Annotated in this window: 14 protein-coding genes; 2 read left to right on the top strand and 12 right to left on the bottom strand. The window is 69.7% G+C overall.

The window, feature by feature from the left end; genetic code table 11:
- Positions 1-63 precede the first annotated feature (63 nt).
- Complete coding sequence (locus ACLML9_RS02490; RefSeq protein WP_411943914.1) at positions 64-756, bottom strand: DoxX family protein; 693 nt, start codon at positions 754-756, stop codon at positions 64-66.
- Positions 757-1,095: 339 nt separating this feature from the next.
- Here ACLML9_RS02490 and ACLML9_RS02495 point away from each other — a divergent pair, with 339 nt between their 5' ends.
- Positions 1,096-2,202, top strand: coding sequence for a PQQ-dependent sugar dehydrogenase (locus ACLML9_RS02495; RefSeq protein WP_411943915.1), 1,107 nt, complete (start codon positions 1,096-1,098; stop codon positions 2,200-2,202).
- Positions 2,203-2,299: 97 nt separating this feature from the next.
- Here the strand turns inward: ACLML9_RS02495 and ACLML9_RS02500 are convergent, their stop codons facing one another.
- The 10 genes from ACLML9_RS02500 to ACLML9_RS02545 form a co-directional block, all read right to left on the bottom strand.
- Positions 2,300-3,169 carry an alpha/beta fold hydrolase gene (locus tag ACLML9_RS02500; protein ID WP_411943916.1) on the bottom strand — a complete coding sequence of 290 codons (870 nt, stop codon included), beginning with the start codon at positions 3,167-3,169 and terminating at the stop codon, positions 2,300-2,302.
- 50 nt (positions 3,170-3,219) lie between these two features.
- Complete coding sequence (locus tag ACLML9_RS02505; RefSeq protein WP_411943917.1) at positions 3,220-3,855, bottom strand: GyrI-like domain-containing protein; 636 nt, start codon at positions 3,853-3,855, stop codon at positions 3,220-3,222.
- On the bottom strand, positions 3,839-4,375 hold the full coding sequence (locus ACLML9_RS02510) for a PadR family transcriptional regulator (protein WP_411943918.1): 537 nt from the start codon (positions 4,373-4,375) through the stop codon (positions 3,839-3,841). The genes ACLML9_RS02505 and ACLML9_RS02510 overlap by 17 nt, the downstream gene beginning before the upstream one ends.
- A 154-nt stretch (positions 4,376-4,529) precedes the next feature.
- Positions 4,530-6,038, bottom strand: coding sequence for an Asp-tRNA(Asn)/Glu-tRNA(Gln) amidotransferase subunit GatB (gene gatB, locus ACLML9_RS02515; RefSeq protein WP_411943919.1), 1,509 nt, complete (start codon positions 6,036-6,038; stop codon positions 4,530-4,532).
- Positions 6,039-6,081: 43 nt separating this feature from the next.
- A complete protein-coding gene (locus ACLML9_RS02520) occupies positions 6,082-7,467 on the bottom strand; it encodes an alpha/beta hydrolase family protein (RefSeq protein ID WP_411943920.1) in 1,386 nt (461 codons plus the stop codon).
- Between the two features lie 102 nt (positions 7,468-7,569).
- The gene (locus tag ACLML9_RS02525; protein WP_039825973.1) at positions 7,570-8,604 is read right to left on the bottom strand and encodes an ATP-dependent 6-phosphofructokinase; all 1,035 of its coding nucleotides are present in this window, start codon (positions 8,602-8,604) and stop codon (positions 7,570-7,572) included.
- Between the two features lie 88 nt (positions 8,605-8,692).
- On the bottom strand, positions 8,693-9,595 hold the full coding sequence (locus tag ACLML9_RS02530) for a hypothetical protein (protein ID WP_411943921.1): 903 nt from the start codon (positions 9,593-9,595) through the stop codon (positions 8,693-8,695).
- A gap of 146 nt (positions 9,596-9,741) precedes the next feature.
- Positions 9,742-12,123, bottom strand: a complete 2,382-nt coding sequence (locus tag ACLML9_RS02535; protein WP_411943922.1) for a protein kinase domain-containing protein — start codon at positions 12,121-12,123, stop codon at positions 9,742-9,744.
- 64 nt (positions 12,124-12,187) lie between these two features.
- Positions 12,188-12,880: a response regulator gene (locus tag ACLML9_RS02540; RefSeq protein ID WP_411943923.1), complete on the bottom strand. Its 693-nt coding sequence runs from the start codon at positions 12,878-12,880 to the stop codon at positions 12,188-12,190.
- Positions 12,881-13,161: 281 nt separating this feature from the next.
- The gene (locus ACLML9_RS02545; protein ID WP_411943924.1) at positions 13,162-14,640 is read right to left on the bottom strand and encodes a sensor histidine kinase; all 1,479 of its coding nucleotides are present in this window, start codon (positions 14,638-14,640) and stop codon (positions 13,162-13,164) included.
- Positions 14,641-14,831: 191 nt separating this feature from the next.
- On the opposite strand from ACLML9_RS02545, the gene ACLML9_RS02550 reads away from it, so the two are divergent.
- The gene (locus tag ACLML9_RS02550) at positions 14,832-15,137 is read left to right on the top strand and encodes a hypothetical protein (RefSeq protein ID WP_265804409.1); all 306 of its coding nucleotides are present in this window, start codon (positions 14,832-14,834) and stop codon (positions 15,135-15,137) included.
- Positions 15,138-15,176: 39 nt separating this feature from the next.
- Here the strand turns inward: ACLML9_RS02550 and ACLML9_RS02555 are convergent, their stop codons facing one another.
- Complete coding sequence (locus ACLML9_RS02555; protein WP_411943925.1) at positions 15,177-17,237, bottom strand: protein kinase domain-containing protein; 2,061 nt, start codon at positions 17,235-17,237, stop codon at positions 15,177-15,179.
- Positions 17,238-17,312 lie beyond the last annotated feature (75 nt).

Raw genomic sequence — 17,312 nt, forward strand, 5'->3', positions numbered from 1 at the left:
TCCCCGCAGCAACGGAAAAGGCGCTCCCCGGATCCAGGGGAGCGCCTTTTTCGTCTCGCGATGTCAGTCGAAGGGACCGATACCGGTGAGCGGGTTGCCGTTCTGGAGCCACCAGTAGGTGAGCACCGCGGCGGCGACCGCCAGGACGAAGACCACCAACGACCCCGCCCCCGGCCGGACCGCCCAGCCCCGCCCGCGGTCGAGCGACCAGCGTCCGGGCCCGGTGAAGATGAGGGCGACCGCGGTGCCGGCGAGGATGCTCTCCATCTCGACCGCGCCCGGGCCGGCCTTGTACTGGAACCCGGGATGCATACCCTGCTTCCAGAACCAGGCGTCCAGGATCACCGCCAGCACCGCGCCCGCGGCCAGCGGGGTGGCCAGACCCAGGATCAGCAGCGCCCCGCCGCCCACTTCGCCGGCAGTCACCATGGCGGCGGCCAGCGAGGGATGTTGCCAGCCGCCGCTCTCCATCATGGCTTTGGTGCCGTCCAGGCCCGGTCCGTGGAACCAGCCCGTCAGTTTCTGCAGTCCGTGGTAGAGGAACGTGGCTCCCACGACCAGCCGCAAGATGAAGAGGCCGAAGTCGAGGGTGCCGCGGCGGAAATCGCCGTTGCGGCGGCGCAGGCCCCTGTTGGGCTGATTACCGGCCGGCGGAATGCTGGCGTTGTAGGTGTCGTCACGACCCCCTGCGTCGCCGGGGCCGCCGGGACCCGGCGTATCGGCCGGTGTACCACCGCTGGTCGCCGATGCGTTCACCGGAATCTCCTTCGTCATGGCCACTGGGGGGAACTGGCCGGTCGGGGAATCGTAGGGACTCCCGACCCCGCCCGCGGTGGTCGATACCGCGCGCTGCTCTCCGGTAGACAGATTCCCGGGCCCCGCGGCCTCGGAGGACGCGGACCCGTTTCTCGCCTTGGCACTCACTCCTCAACAGTAAGCCGACCGACCGCCCGGCACCGGCTGAATCGGCGGCGTGTCCGAGCCACGCGCCGGCCCCGTGTCACAGGGCGGACGAACCGCTCCGGGATGGACGCTTCTCGCCGCGGCGGGGCCTTCGGGGCACGGGCGGCGTCGTTTCCACTACGTTGGGAGATTATGAGGTCGGTTGGCGCGCGGCGCGTGACGGTGGGGCTGGTACTCGGAGCGTTGGTGCTCAGTGGATGCGCTCGATTCGACGATTCCGCATCCAGTCCGTTCACCCCCGAACCGACACTGAAGGGCGCGGAACTCGAGCCGAAGAAACCCGAGCATTCCGAGAGCTCCACCACCCGGCCCAGCGGTCCGTGTATCGACCCGGACCCGGCCGTGGTGGTGAGCTGCCTCGACACCACCGGCGGACTGGTCGAGATGGGCGGGTACGCGCTGGTGGCCGAACGCCGTACCGGCCGGATCCTGCAGGTGGCACCGGAGCAGCAGCCGATCGAAGTGGCCCGGGTCGACGTCGACCCCGCGGGCGACGGCGGGTTGAGCGATATCGCGATCTCCCCCACCTATGCCGAGGACGGGTTGATCTACGCCTATGTCACCACGCCCAGCGACAACCGAGTGGTGCGCTTCGCCGAAGGCGGGCCGGCGAAACCGGTATTGACGGGAATCCCCAAGGGCGCCACCGGTAATCGCGGCGCGATCGAATGGTCGAAGCCCGATCAGATGCTGGTGCTCACCGGCGACACCGGCGATCCCGCCGCGGCCGCCGATCCCGGGAGCCGAGCCGGAAAACTGCTGCGGGTGAACAATCCGAGCTCCAGCGGGGACGCCCCCACCGAGGTCGCGGTCGCCGGAATCGGCTCGGCCGGCGATATCTGCCTCGGCGGTGACCAGATCTGGATCACCGACCGCACCCCCACCATGGACCGGCTCCAGCGGATCGGCCCCGACGGTGTGGTCACCACCGCCTGGACCTGGCCCGACCGGCCGGGCGTGGCCGGGTGCGCGGTGACGCCCGAAGGCGTGGCGATCTCGCTGACCGACGCGAAAGCGCTCGCCATGGCCGCGCCGGACCCCAAGACCTTCGCGGTCACCGCACCCCCGAGCGTTTTCGTCGCCAACAAGTACGGCCACCTGCTCGGCGCGTCCCCGGCGATGGACGGGACGATCTGGGTGTCGACGGCGAACAAATCCGACGGCGGCGCGCCGACACCGAACGACGACCGGGTGGTGCGTATCCCGCCGCCGTCCGCCGGTGGGGGCGGGCCGGACTAGAGATCACAGCAGGTGGCGAGGTGCCCCGGCCGGGGTACCTCGTCGGCGCGTGATCGCCCCGCGGGCGTCGGCGCATCATGAGTCGGCGCCGGGCGGGTCAGCCGATTCCGTTCACGCGTGCCGCGATGATGGCGGCGAGCTCGGCGGGTCGCTCCTCCGGGATCCAGTGTGTGGCGTCCAGGGTTTCGCCACGGAACGGTCCGGTCACGTATTCGGCCGTCAGTTCGGCACCCTTACGTGCCATGAAAATGTCCCGGCTGCCCCATACATGCGTCGTCGGGACGGCGACAGCACGCCCGGCATGCCGCGGCTCGACGAACGGCATGGCCCGGTACCAGTTCAGTGCGTAGTGCAGTGCTCCGCTGTCGACGATATCGCGGCGGACCCGGCCGAACTGTTCGTCGTCCATCCGCGACAGTTCCCGGGCCCGGCGGTACCACTGCGGGCTGCGTACGGCATCGGCCGCGCGAAATCCGCGCGCTATCAGTGCCTCGGGTAGCCAGGGCGCCTGGAACAACACCATGTAGAACGTGCGGAACAACTGGGCGCTGCCGACGCAGGATCGAACGAAAGCCATGGGATGCGGGACCGACACCGAGGTGAGCGTCCGCACCAGCCCCGGGTGCGCCGCCGCGGTCGACCAGGCCACGGCCGACCCCCAGTCGTGGCCGACGAGATGCACCGGTTCACCACCGAGGCTGTCGATCAGCGCCGCCGTATCACCGACCAGCGCACTCATCCGGTAGGCGAACCGCCCACGCGGCCGGGCGCCGGGCGAGTAGCCGCGCTGATCGGGCGCGATCGTGCGGTAGCCGCGCTCGTGCAGATAGGGCGTCAGACGCGACCACTGCCGGGAAGTCTGCGGGAATCCGTGCAATAACACGACCGGAACGCCGTCGGACGGACCGGCGTCGACCACATCGAAGGTGAGCCCGTCATTGGTAAACGTTGTCAGCCGATCGTTCATGAGTCCCCCTGGCCGGTACGCGTCGATCCAACAGTGCCACGGTACCGACGTCAGGCGCCGGCCGCGGCGACCGGCTGCCGGAGGATGGTGCGGAGTTTCTCGGGCGCCACCTTGCGGGCGTCACCGAGATAGATCTCGTGGTGCCGGCCGGTCATCCGGAACCCGTTGTCCGGCACGAATTCGTGGTGCATCCGTGCCAGCACCTCGGTCTCGTCGTCGTAGGAGCCGATGTGCAGCGTCTGCACACAGCGCCCCTCCGACAGGCCGGCCAGACGCACATCGAACAGACGCGACGGCCGATTCTTCGCCGCGACCCGTTCGACGGCGGCCGCGAACAGGCCGGGTTCTATCCAGTCGGGGACCATGATCATCAACGTCCAGTCCCAGCGGGACTTGTCACGCGCGGCGGTGAAGGCATCCATATCCTCGGCCCACCACAAACCCTCCAGCGGCATGACGACATAGTCCCGTCCGAGCTCGCGTTTGCTGGCGAACTTGAGTGCGTAGGCCAGGGGGTAGAGCGCCTCGGTCGCGTGCGCGAAGGCGGGGTCGGTATCGGGATCACCGTGACCGTCGATCATGAGGTACTGCAGATCGGGCACGTCCACCACCTCGAATCGACCCTGCGGGGCGCGATAGGCCGCGATCTCCTTTTTGAAGTCGATCTTGTCAGCCGTCTTGTTCACCATCGGATACCTGGACTCGCCGCGCGAGCCACGACCTCTCTGCCTCCAGGAGGCTCAGCGAATAGGAGAAAACCTCGCGCGCGGGGAGCGCGAGGGGGGATTGCGCGGACGCCGCCGCCTCGATCGCGGCGATACGTGCCCGCACCTGCCCGAGGCGTTCGGCCAGGGCCCGGGTGTATTCCGGCTCGGTCAGCAGCGGCAGGTTCGAGACCCCCACCAGAAAGGGGTTCGATACCGGATGCGGTTCCGCGACGAGCGCGAGCACCGCACGAGTGGCCACCTCCCGCCCCGCCGCGGTGGCATGGAACACCCGCCGGCCCTTCGCCGCGCCCGGCGCCTCGGGCGTGTGCACGAACCCGCGTTTCTCCAGCTTGGTGAGCAGGTAGTAGATCGAGGAGAACCCGATCTCGGTCCACTGCCGTATCCCGCGGCGCTCGATGACCTGTTCCAGGTCGTAGCCGTGCTGTGGGGACTCGATGAGCAAACCGAGGACGACGAGTTCGGACGGGGTGAGTTCCACGCGGCTATTCTAGCACTAGAATAGTTACCGCGGCGCGTCCCCGGCTGCGGCGGAGGCGGAGGTGCCCGGCCGCAGGCGTTCCCTACCCGCCCACAACACACACCGGCCCGCCCCGCAGGAGGCGGGACGGGCCGGTACCAGGATCTCTCGGAAGCTACCCGCCGCAGGCGGCGAGGACCAGTTCACGGACCCGGGCCGCATCGGCCTGACCCCGCGTGGCCTTCATGACATCGCCGACGATCTTGCCCGCGGCCTGCACCTTGCCGGAGCGGATCTTGTCGGCGATATCGGGGTTGGCGGCCAGCGCCTTGTCGACCTCGGCCTGCAGCGCGCTGTCGTCGCTGACCATGCCCAGACCCTTGCTCTCCACGATATGGGCCGGATCGCCTGCACCGTCGAGCACCAGGTCGACCACCTGTTTGGCGACCTTGTTGTTCACCGTCTTGGCCTCCACCAGACCGATCACCTCGGCCACCTGCGCGGGTGTGATCGGCAGGTCCTCGAGGGCGACATCGCGCTCGTTGGCCTTCTCGGTAAGGTAGGCGACCCACCAGGAACGCGCCTCCTTGGCGGGCGCGCCGGCATCGACCGTGGCGATGATCAGATCCAGTGCACCGGCGTTCACGAGATCACGCATCACCTCGTCGGAGACACCCCAATCCGACTGGATGCGCGCGCGGCGCAACCACGGATATTCGGGAATGGTGCCGCGCAGCCCGTCCACCCAGGCCGTATCGGGCGCGACCGGTTCCAGATCGGGTTCGGGGAAATAGCGGTAGTCCTCGGCGGTCTCCTTGCGGCGGCCCGGGGAGGTGGAACCGTCGGCCTCGTGGAAGTGCCGGGTCTCCTGGATCACCTCACCGCCGGTCGCCAGCACCGCGCCCTGGCGGCGCATCTCGTACCGGACCGCGACCTCGACGCTCTTGAGCGAGTTCACGTTCTTGGTCTCGGTCCGGGTGCCGAAGACCTCGGCGCCGACCGGCATGAGCGAGACATTGGCGTCGCAGCGCAGCGAACCGTGTTCCATCCGGACATCGGAGACGTCCAGGGATTTCAGTAGATCGCGCAGGGCGGTGACGTACGCGCGCGCGACCTCGGGCGCGCGATCGCCGGCGCCGGTGACGGGTTTGGTGACGATCTCGATCAGCGGCACCCCGGCCCGGTTGTAGTCGAGCAGGGAATGACTCGCCCCGTGGATACGCCCGGTCGCGCCACCGACGTGCACCGATTTACCGGTGTCCTCCTCCATGTGCGCACGCTCGATCTCCACCCGGAAGGTGGTGCCGTCGTCGAGCGGAACCTCGAGATAGCCGTCGGTGGCGATGGGTTCGTCGTACTGGCTGATCTGGTAGTTCTTCGGCTGGTCGGGGTAGAAGTAGTTCTTGCGCGCGAACCGGCCCCACGGGGTGATCGAACAGTTGAGCGCCAGACCGATCCGCACCGCCGACTCCACGGCCGCCTGGTTGACCACCGGCAGCGAACCGGGCAGGCCCAGGCAGACCGGGCAGACCTGGGTGTTGGGGTCGGCGCCGAAGGTGGTCGGACAACCGCAGAACATCTTGGTGGCGGTATTCAACTCGACGTGGACCTCCATGCCGAGCACCGGCTCGTACCGGGTGACGACCTCGGCGTAATCCATGAGTTCGACGGTGGGTGCGCTCATGGCTCACAGTCTATGCAAGCAGGTGCGGCCCTTCGGTGGGCGGTCAGCCCCCCCGGACCCGGACACCGAGCCAGCCCGTGACCGTATCGAGCGCCGCCGGATCGATGGTCGTCTCGATGGACTCGTACTCGGTGGGCAGGCCGGTTCCCGCGGGCTGCATCAGATGGTTGAGCCCCTCCAGCACCGTGACGGTGGCATCCGGGCCGGCACCCAGCAGATCACGCATGGGCTGCGCGTTCTGCGCCGGCGGAACCTGCACATCCTTGGACCCGAAGAAAGCCAGCACCGGCATCCGCAGCGCGGACAGCGGGGGGGCCGGATCGTGGGAGACCAGCGCCGCCATATACGGGGTGTTCTCCCCGGTGAGGGCCTCGGAGATCGCGCGCAGATCCTTGGGCAGCGTGCGGTTGTAGGTTTCCGACAGCCGCGCCGCCCTGGTGAGTAGACCGGCCCGCAGCGCCGCCGTCCAGTCCCGCAGGAAGGCGAGATGGGTATCCAGTTGCTCGGGAGTGGCCCCGGCCTCGGTGAAGGTCCGGCGGCCCTGGGCCAGGACGATATCGGTGCCCGGGACGGCGGGTGCCGCCATGAGGATCGTGAACGCGATGGCGTTTTCGGGCCGCGCGGCGACGAGCGGCGCCAGATAACCGCCCTCGGAGTGCCCGAACAGCCCGATACGACCGGAGTCGATCTCCGGGCGCTCGTGCAGGAAACGCAGGCCGGCCTCGATATCACCGGTCAGGTCGGTGTAGTTCGCCTGGTTCAGGTTGCCGCCGGTACCGCCGACCCCGCGATCGTCGGTGCGCAGCACCGCGTACCCCGCGCGGGTGAGGGTATCGGCGAGCAGGAGGAAGGGCTGATGCCCGGCGATCTCCTCATTGCGGTCCTGGGGTCCGCTGCCGCCGATGAGGACGACCGCCGGCAACGGGCCGGGGGCCGCCGCGGGGCGGGTCAGGGTGCCCGCGACGGTGATACCGCCGCTCGGATACGAAACATCCTCGGAGAGGTAGGGATACGGCGGCGCGGGTCGCTGGGGACGGGCCGGGGCTCCGACCGGCCGGCGGTTCAGCCGCAGCCCGAAACTGTGCCCGGCCTGGCGGAAGTCACCCACGATGGCATCGGCCGATTCGTCGAGCCTTCCCGCGAACCGCGCGTCGCCCGGCACATCCGGTACCCCGAATTCCACCCGCTCGGGTTCGGCCACGACCCCGGCCAGGGCACGGCCGACGACCTTTTCGGCGGGGATATCGATCCGTCCGCTGTGCCGGCCGGTGAAATCGACCGCGACCACGACCGGCGCGCCGGGCACCTCGATGGCCCCGTGCCATTGCCCGCGCACCCGGTCGTCGACGGCGCCGCCCGGGCAACCGGCGAATACCGGGACGAGCATCGAGAGAACCGCAACCAGCAACACTCCCCTGCCATGGCGCATGGTGCGACTGTATCCCCGCGCCACGGCCGGACCGGGGCGAAGCACCGAGGTCGCACCCAGGTTTCCGGCCGGACCGCAGGTTCCGGCCCCGCCGGGCGGCACTCAGCCGAAGAAGGCCCGGGCTTCGTCGTAGCGGTCGGCCGGAACACGTTTGAGCTGTTTGGTCGCCTCGTGCAACGGCACCAGCCCGATCTCGGTACCCCGCAGGGCCACCATCTGACCGAAATGCCCGGCGTGCACGGCTTCGGCCGCGTGCAGGCCGAAGCGGGTCGCCAGCACCCGGTCGTACGGGGACGGGCTGCCGCCGCGCTGTACGTGCCCGAGCACTGTCGTGCGGACCTCTTTGCCGATACGGCGTTCGATCTCCACACCCAACTGCTGCGCGACGCCGGTGAATCGTTCGTGCCCGAATTCGTCGACCCCGCCCTCCCGCAGGGTGAACCCGGAATCGGGGGCCGGATGCGAGCCCTCGGCGACCACGCAGATGAAATGTTTGTCCCCGCGCTGGAAGCGGCTCTTGATGAGTGCGCACACCTCGGTCACATCGAAGGGCTGTTCGGGAACCAGGGTCAGGTGGGCGCCGGCCGCCATACCGGCGTGCACGGCGATCCAGCCCGCGTGCCGGCCCATGACCTCCACCAGCATCACCCGCTGATGGGATTCCGCGGTGGTGTGCAACCGGTCGATGGCCTCGGTGGCGATGGACAGGGCGGTGTCGTGGCCGAAGGTGACATCGGTGCAGTCGATATCGTTGTCGATCGTCTTCGGGACGCCGACGACCGGCACGCCTTCCTCGGACAGCCAGCTGGCGGCGGTCAGCGTGCCCTCCCCGCCGATCGGGATGAGCGCTTCGATGCCGTTGTCGTCGAGGGTCCGGCGGATCTGTCCCAGGCCCGCGCGCAGGATATCGGGGTTGGTACGCGCCGTACCGAGCATGGTGCCGCCCTTGGCGAGCAGGCGGTCGGTGCGATCGTCGTTCTGAATCCGGATCTTGCGGTCCTCGAGTAATCCGCGCCAGCCGTCCTCGAAGCCCACGATCGCGTCACCGTAGCGGCCGTTCGCGGTGCGAACGACAGCGCGGATCACCGCGTTCAGTCCCGGGCAGTCCCCACCTCCGGTCAGGATTCCGATGCGCATGGCGCCCATCTTGCCCGCTGCGCGACGCCTTTGCCGCGTCGGGCCCGTGAATGTCCGGTAACACCCGTACACCGCGCGGGCCCGCCGGTCACCGGGCCGGGCAGGACCCGCCGGTGAACTCGCCCAGATGCTGTGAGATCAAGCCCGCCATCTCGTCGAGGAGATTCATCCCGTCGGAGAAGGTGCCCGAATCCGGTTGCGCGGCAAGCGCTATCGCCATCGAACCGCCGTTGGCCGGTACCAGGCCGAACTGACGCACCAGGTAGGTGCCCTCGGTGCCCGGACCCCAGCCGCCCTTGAACTCGGCCGCCTCGAACACCGAACCGAGGCCCCACTGCTGGTTCGCGCTGACCGAACCCATCAACTGCACGACCTTGTCCGACCCCGGAAGGCAGGGCAGTTTCGAGGCGAACCGCACCTGATCGGCGAGCGACCATTCGGACTGGCCGAACGACGAGTACTCCGCGTGTTTCGACTTCTCGGCCACGACGGTGACACTGTCCCCGCCCTCGCGCAGCACCGCCTGCACCGATTGGGCGGCCTCCCGCGGGGTGCCCAGCGCGGACCACAGACTGTCCGCGGCGGTGTTGTCCGACGCGGTGATGGCGGCCGAGACAGCGTAGGACTGACCGCCGGGATTCTTCCGTTCCGCGGCCACCACCAGCGGGACCTTCATCGTCGACCAGGCGGGACCGGTGGTCCACTTCCCCAGTCCGACGAACTGCGCCCCGCCCACCGGCATGATCGCCAGACCCAGCTTCCCTTTCGCCGACTGCTCGAGCACGGTGAAATCGGCGGCCAGCGTGCCCGGAATGGTGATCGAGACCTTGCCGCCCGGCGCTTCGGCCGCCGCCTGGGTGATCGAGGTGGTCAGTGGGCGTTTCTCGGGCTCGGATCCGCAGGACGACGCGAAGGCCGCGACGAGCAGGCAGACGGTGACCGCGAGCAGGCGGCGAACCAGTGGGAGTTCCCGTTTCTTATCGGCCGACACTTCTCTCCGCATGGCTCTTGCGATCTCCCACAGTCCCGATGATTCGTACCCGGTCGGAAAACCGTACTCCATCGGCGGCCCCGGCCCGGATCGGATGAGCCCGCCGGACCGGCGCTCGAGTGCCCGGTTCCGTGTCGATCGACAGGTCAGTAGAGGTAGACGACGGCGTTGTTCCCGCCCCGGCAGGTGACCACACCGTCCGCGGCGACGCATTCGAGCGTGTAGGCCTGACCGGTCACCGGACTGATGGCCTCGACGGAGACCGGATCGCCTTCGGCCGAGACGACGGTGGGATCGAGGTAGGCCTGCCGGACCGCCTCGGCGAATTCGCAGCTGGTCACCGCGGTACCGGTTGCCGCCGAGCCGTATTCGGAGCCGCCCGATGCCGACCCCGAACAGGGCTGCGCACCCGTGGGCAGATCGGGCCGGCGCGTGGTGGTGGTCGCCGACGTAGTGGTGCTTGTGCGCGCGGACGTGGTGGAGGGTTCGGCGCTGTTACCGGCCGCGGAGGTCTGTTCGGGCGCCGAGGTGGTGGCGGCGCCGGTCGTATCGGCGGCGCCGGTGGATTCCGGGTCGCCGGAGCCGCCGAGGAATTGGATACCGAGTACCGCGAGGATGACCACCACCGCGAACACCCCGACACCGGCCAGTATCGGAACGACCTTGGATCGTCCGCCGCCGGGGGCGGTATCGCGTGCCTGCGCGTTCGCGGCGTAGTCGCGATAGCCGGCCTCGTAGGCGGCCGCGTAGGGGTCGGCCGGGGGTGGGCCGGGATCGTCGGCCCGGTAGCCGTAGTTGTCGTCCGGCGCCGGGGCGTCGTAACGGCCGGTCGGTTCGGACGGCGGGTACTGCGACCGGTAGGCGCGGCCCGCCTCCTCGGCGGAGTAAGCGAGCCCCGAGGAAGCCTGATCCACCGGCTGATAGGCCCCGGCCGCCTCCTCGGCGGAGTAAGCGAGCCCTGCGGGCGCCTCGTCCACCGGCCGGTAGGCCCGGGTCGCGTCCTCGGCGGAATAGGCGAGCCCCGAGTGATCCACCGGCTGATAGGCCCGAGTCGCCTCCTCGGCGGAATAGGCGAGCCCCGCAGGCGCCTGGTCCATCGGCCGGTAGGCCCGGGTCACCTCCTCGGCGGAATAGGCGAGCCCCGCAGGCGCCTCGTCCACCGGCCGGTAGGCGCGCGTCGCGTCCTCGGCCGAGTAGGGCGCGGGCGCCTCGTCCACCGGTTGGAAGACACGGGTGGTCTCCTCGGCCCCCGGGAGCGGATAGCCGGGCTCGCCGTAGATGCGGGTCGCCTGGTCGTGCGGGTAGAAATCCGCCACCGGCATACCTCCGGTCGCGGGCGCCTGATCCTCGTACTGTGCCGGATCGGCGGCCGGATGCAACTGCTCGTTCTGGTAGAGGTGCGCGTCCGGGAACGGCCGGATACCACCGGCCGGGGCCTCGGGGTCGGCGGCGGCCGTGGGATCGTCGGCCGGTAGCGGCGTGAACTCGGTTTCGGTAGGCCGGAACGAGGTCGGGTCGCCGGGGATGATCGCGGGCAGTGTGGTGGCCGGGTCCGGCGCTCCCTCGTCACGCGGCATCCGGACCACCAGGGTGGGAATGCCACCGGTCGGTGGCGCGGACGGACTCGGCACACCGGGAGTAGCAGGAGATTCGCCGGGCAGCGACTCCGGTCCGGCCGGATACGGGGCGCGCGCCGGGGAATTCAGCGCGTTGCGGGCAGCTACAGCTAGTTCACCTGCGGTAGCGAAACGCTCGTGCGGGTCCTTGGCCATACCCCATGCGATCACATCATCGAGACCGGCCGGTAATCCGGTTCGCTGCACGCTTGCTCGCGGAGGCGACTCGGTGAGATGCGAGCGGATCAACACGCCCACACTGGTTGTCGGGAACGGCGTCGCCCCGGTGAGGCATTCGTGCAGCACACAGGCGAGGGAATAGATATCGGCACGCGGGGTCGCCGGGCCGTTGTCGAACCGCTCCGGCGCCATATAGGTATAGGAACCGATCGCCAGACCCGCCTGGGTCACCCCGGTATCGCTCTCGTGGCGGGCGATACCGAAATCGGCCAGATAGGCGAAGTCGGCCGGGGTGACGAGAATATTCGCCGGTTTCACATCACGGTGCACCAGGCCGCCCTCGTGCGCGGCGTCCAGCGCGGCGGCGATCTGCTCGATCACACTCACCGCCCGCTGCGGGCTCAGCGGCCCCTCGGCCTGCAACAGCGCCCGCAGGTCGGCGCCCTGCACCAGCCGCATATCGATGAACAGGCGACCGTCGATAACACCCCAGTCGTGGATCGGGATGATGTGCGGTTCGGCGAGGCGGGCCGCGGCCTGCGATTCCCAGCGGAACCGGATCTGGTATTCGGGGTCGCCGGCGAGCGCGTCGGAGAGCAGTTTGAGCGCGACGACCCGCTCCTTCACGGTGTCGTAGGCCTCGTAGACCTCGCCCATTCCGCCTTTACCCAGCAATGAGCGCAGCTCGTAGGGACCGAACCACCGACCGACTTCGGAGCCAGGCGCCTGCACCCGTCCATCCTCTCCACACGCGGGCACCGTCTCAGCCGGCCGCGGATCGCACCCGGGCTGCCCGTCAGACCCTGGATTGTCCAGGGGAGACCACACCGTGGTCAAACGCGTAGACGATGGCCGCCGCGCGGTCACGCACGCCCAGCTTCCCGAAGATATGACCCACATGGGATTTCACGGTCACCTCGGAGATTCCGAGCGCGTGGGCGATTTCACTGTTGGCCCGGCCGCGGCCGATCAGAGCCAGGACCTCGCGTTCCCGGGAGGTCAGCTCGACGGCCACGGCGGATGCGGCCGGGGCGGCGGCGGTACTGCGGTAGGTGGACAACACCCGCCCGGTGACGGCGGGGTCGAGCCAGGCGCCGCCGGCGGCGACGGTGCGGACGGCACGGATCAGGTCCTCGGCGGGGGAATCCTTGAGCAGGAACCCGGCCGCGCCCGCACGCAGGGCACCGGACAGCAGCTGATCGTCGTCGAAGGTGGTGAGAACGAGAACCGGGGGTTCGGGAGCGCGGGCGCGCAGAATACGGGTGGCCTCGATACCGCCGACCCGTTTCATCCGCAGATCCATCAGCACGATATCGGGGCTGTGTGCGGCGACCGCCGCGAGCACTTCGTCACCGTCGGCGCATTCGCTGATCCGGAAACCGTCGCGGCGCCGCAGAATGCGCCGCAACCCACCGCGGACGAGTTCCTGATCATCGGCGATGAGCACCTCGACCACCTGTGGCTCGGTGTCGGCCGCCCTGGTCAACATTCCTCCCGCGGAGCAGGTTCATGCGGTCCGCGGACGCCACAGCGAAGGCGGAGGTATCGCATCACAGTTCCTCCTTCTGAACAGGTTCATGCGGACCGCGGAGACCGCAGCGAAGGCGGAGGTATCGCCTCATCGTTCCTCCCATGGGTTCGCGGTCGCCGCCGGCGGCGGCTCCGCACTCGGCCGGCCGGTCGTCGTCGACGCCGGGCCGCCGGACCCCCGCGCCGGGCCGCGCGCGGTCGCCCGGCCCGGCCGCAGACTCTCATGCCGGACGCAGCCCCTCATGCCGGACGCGGTTCGTCGCCGCGGCCGGGACCAGGGTCGTGGTCGGCGATGATCTCCGAGATCGGACAGCGCAGCCGGTCCCGGCTCGGGGCCGCGGCGCTCGCGGGACGCTCGTCCAGCGGGAACTCCGCGCGTACGAGCCACCCGCCGGCCTCCGGACCGACCCTGATGCGACCGCCCAGCCCGTCGGACCGATGCCGCATACCGGCGACCCCGGTCCCCCGGCCGAGCTGCGGGGGCAGGCCGCGCGGGATCGTATTGTGCACGCGCACGACGGCCGAGCGGCCGTCCACGGCCACCTTCAGCTCGACGTCCGCGCCCGGGGCGTGTTTGGCGATATTGGCCAGCGATTCCTGGCAGACGCGATAGAGCGCAAGCCCGACCGCCGCCGACACCCCGGACAGATCGCCGGTGAAACGCCGGTTCACCGTGAGGCCGGCGTTGACGAAGTCGTCGACGAGGGCGGGGATATCACCGGCGCCCGGTTCGACCCCGGCCGCCGAGGGCACCGAATCCAGCAGGCCGACCGTGCGCCGGATATCGGCCATTGCCTGGCGGCCCAGTCGTTCGGCGTCGACGAGGGCGTCGGCCGCCTCGTCCACATCGCGATCGGAGGTCAGTGCGTGGCGGGCGGCCGTCACGTGCAGCAGGGTCACGGTGAGCGAATGGGCGATGACATCGTGTACTTCGCGCGCGATCCGGTTGCGTTCGGCGGCCGCGGCCTGCGCGGCGCGCGCGCTCTGGTTCTCCCGTTCCTGGTACAGGAACAGGCGCTGATACTGCAGCATCACCCCCACCAGCCAGCCGAGCAGGATCCCGAGCGCATACATAGGGAAGCCGGTACGCAGCGAGTGGTCGCCCCACAGTGCCTCCCCGACGAAGGCGAAGGCGAGCAGTTCGGCCGCGGCGACCACCGCCAGCAGGATGCTCAGCCGCTTCGGGGCGATCGCCGCGATCTCGGCGATACCGACCATCAGCACGAAGGGCGCGAAATCGGAGTCCACCGGCTGGACGAAGAACAGCGCCGCCGCGATCATCGTGGCGGCGAACAGTGGCAGCGGCCGCGGCACGATCCCGAACAGCACGTAGATCGGGCCGGACGCGAACAGCAGCACCAGCGCGATCACCGGCAGTGCGGTGGGGAAGTACTCGTGCCGCTGCAGACAGGCCACCACGCCGATGACGAAGAACGCCAGATCGGTGAACAGCACGACCTTGGGCGGATAGTCGAAGGGCAGTTCGCGCAGCGGGTGCGGGGCCCCGGGGAGCAGTCTCGCGAGCAGAGCACCCGGCCGGCGCCGGCTGCGGGCCCACCGTCCGGACCTTACCGCCGCTTCCGCTTCCTCCGGGGCCGGGTCCGTCGTCGTGACCGGCGGTTCCAGGGCGTCCGGATCGGATCCGCCCCTCGCGCCACCGCCCAGCGGCCGCGCACGGTCCCCCGCGGCGGCAACCGGTGTGAGGCGGCTCTCACTCATCTGTCCAGGGTAAGCACCCCCGGGGCCGCGCGGCATCCTGCTACGGCCGGTTCCCGGCTCCGACCACGGTAGGACAGCGATTCACGTCCACGGCACGACGATTTACCGGCGCCGGATTCCTAGCGTGGAACACGAGGTCGCCGTACCACCGGGCCGGCGAAACCCGGCCCCCGACCGAAAGGGCTCGGATCATGTCTTGGGAAGATCAGCACCTACGTACCGAGATCCTGCACACCGTCCTCGACCGCGCTGCCCACGATCCGGCGCGACCGGACCTCTTCGACGACATCCCGCATCTCGACCGCCTGTTCGGCGGGCCGCAGGGCGTACTTGCGGCGCTGCGCTATCGGTGGAACATCCATGTGGACGCCAAGCTGGAGCTCGACCCGGGCCGCTGCTGGACCGCCGAAGAGGCCCGGCTCGAGCTGGCAACCGAACAACCCGTGCTCTACGCGGTGCTCGACGCGCGCACGGCGTCACCCGTGCCGGTGGCCTGATCGGGCCGCGCGGACGACCCACCCGCGGCGCGGCGGCGTTCACAGCGGGGCGTCCGACCACCACCGGTCGATATCACTGCGGGCTCCCGCACCCCAGTAGCGGACGAACAACAGCGAATTGCTCCGGGGCGAATCGGTTCCGGCGCCGAAACCGACCACCATATTCGCGGTGGACCGGCCCCGACCGCCGGGTTCCTCCCACCGATGCGCGGTATAGGGTTCCCCACTCTTGGCACCGGAGACCGAATCGTGGGGCGGCAGGCTCTCGACCACCTCCATGGTGTTCTCGGCGTCCGGGTAGGTGATGACCGTGTAGTCGAGCCGGGTGGCCTCCAGCGAGCGCTGCCGGCAGTCCCAGATCGATTCCCACGGGCGGGTTTCCAGGATCTCGTCGAAGACCGGGACCACTTCGAGTATCGGGATCTGTTCACCGGGCTCGTACTGACTGCACAGCGCGTCCTGATACCCGAAACCGTCCAGCTCCGACCCTTGCGGCAGCAGTGTGGGGAACAACCGCCGGGTGCGGTCGCCCGGTTCTGTCCCCGGCGAGGTCTCGGATTCACCGCTGGTACCGGTCGGGCCCCGTTCGAGCGTGGCGGGTCGAGTAGCGTCCGGCGCACCGCCGGAACCGGAATCGTTGCTGCCCACCACCACCAGAACGGCCGCCACGATCACGGCCAGCACGATGAGCGGGATCAGGATGGCCACCGCGATCCACGGCGCCCGGCTGCGCCGGCGCGCGGCCGGAGCCGGGTGATAGCCGTGGTACTGCCCGGGCGCCGGAGGTCGCGGCACGGCCTGCACGGGCATCCCCCCGGTGTGCTCGACCCCCGCACTCTGCGCCGCCCGGGCGGGGCCGGTGTGTTCCACGGCCGGTCCCGGGCGCACCGCCGGCCCCGGCGGGGTCACGACCGGCTGGGCGCCGGTGTGTTCGACATCGCCCGCCCGCACCGGCGCACCGGCCGAACCTGTCGTCACGCCACCGGTGCGTTCCACGCCCGGTCCCGGCGCACCGGGCGGCAGCGCGGCACCGGCGCGGGCGGCCGCGCCGCCCGCGTATCCACCCTCGGCGTAACCGCCGGTCGCCCCCGCGACCGCACCCGGTGGTCCGGCGGGCGCTCCCGATGGTCCCGCGGGCGCACCGGGCGGACCCGTCGGCGCCGACGCAACGCCGGGAACGGCCGAATAATTGCCCGCCGCACCGGGATACACCGTTCCCGGACCGCTCGCCTCGGCCGGCGGCGCATAGTTCTGGGTGGGCGCCGGGGCGGCGAGCGCCTGCTCGGCGGCCCGCGCGAACTCGACGCAGGTGCGGTACCGGTGACCGGGATGTTTGGCCATCGCCTTCGCCAGCACCGGATCCAGTCCCGGCGGCAGCCCCGGGCGTTTCACCGCCAGCGGCGGCGGGGCGAGTTGCAGATTGCCGTGGATGATGTCGGCGGGGTTGGGTGAATCGAACGGCGCCATTCCGGTGAGCAGCCAGTACAGCGCGCAGGCCAGCGAATACTGATCCGATCGGCCGTCCATGTCGCCGCCGGTCATCTGTTCCGGCGAGGCGAAGGCGAGGGTGGCGGTGAACATACCGGTCTGGGTCAACCGCACTGTTTCCGCGCGTAACCGGGCCAATCCGAAATCGGTGAGGAAAACGCGCTCACCCTGCCCGGGATTGGCGCGGGCGAGCAGGATATTGGACGGTTTCACATCACGGTGCAGAACCCCCATACCGTGCGCGTAATCGAGCGCGTCGGCCACGCCGGCAATGATCTGGACCGCTTTCTCCGGAGCCAGGGCCAGCGGATTGACCGTGCCGGCATCGGCGCCATCGATGTACTGCATACACATCCACAGGTGATCGCCCTCCACGCCCCGGTCGTAGACCGTGACGATGCTCGGATGGTCGAGCGCGGCAGCGAGATCGGCTTCCCGTTCGAACCGGGTGCGGATCGCGGCGTCGGCGAACAGTTCCGGTTTGAGCAGCTTCAACGCGGTCTGTTTCCCGAGCCGGGGATGCCGGGCCAGATATACGGCGCCCATTCCGCCTTCGCCGAGCAACCGCTCGACGGTGAACCCGGCGAACACGTCACCGTTGTTGAGCAACACGACCCCCTTCAGGCGACCGACAGACTGGTGAGCCTACCGGGCACAGCGCGCCGTTTCCCCCGTGACAACGGGAAT

This window comes from Nocardia sp. NPDC002869 (assembly GCF_046764065.1).
Taxonomy (GTDB): domain Bacteria; phylum Actinomycetota; class Actinomycetes; order Mycobacteriales; family Mycobacteriaceae; genus Nocardia; species Nocardia rhamnosiphila.

Excerpts from the sequence above, each read along its gene's own strand:
- ACLML9_RS02520 (WP_411943920.1), bottom strand. The coding sequence starts at position 7,467 with ATGCGCCATGGCAGGGGAGTGTTGCTGGTTGCGGTTCTCTCGATGCTC.
- ACLML9_RS02540 (WP_411943923.1), bottom strand. The coding sequence starts at position 12,880 with ATGTTGACCAGGGCGGCCGACACCGAGCCACAGGTGGTCGAGGTGCTC.
- gatB (WP_411943919.1), bottom strand. The coding sequence starts at position 6,038 with ATGAGCGCACCCACCGTCGAACTCATGGATTACGCCGAGGTCGTCACC.
- ACLML9_RS02545 (WP_411943924.1), bottom strand. The coding sequence starts at position 14,640 with ATGAGTGAGAGCCGCCTCACACCGGTTGCCGCCGCGGGGGACCGTGCG.
- ACLML9_RS02495 (WP_411943915.1), top strand. The coding sequence starts at position 1,096 with ATGAGGTCGGTTGGCGCGCGGCGCGTGACGGTGGGGCTGGTACTCGGA.
- ACLML9_RS02525 (WP_039825973.1), bottom strand. The coding sequence starts at position 8,604 with ATGCGCATCGGAATCCTGACCGGAGGTGGGGACTGCCCGGGACTGAAC.
- ACLML9_RS02500 (WP_411943916.1), bottom strand. The coding sequence starts at position 3,169 with ATGAACGATCGGCTGACAACGTTTACCAATGACGGGCTCACCTTCGAT.
- ACLML9_RS02550 (WP_265804409.1), top strand. The coding sequence starts at position 14,832 with ATGTCTTGGGAAGATCAGCACCTACGTACCGAGATCCTGCACACCGTC.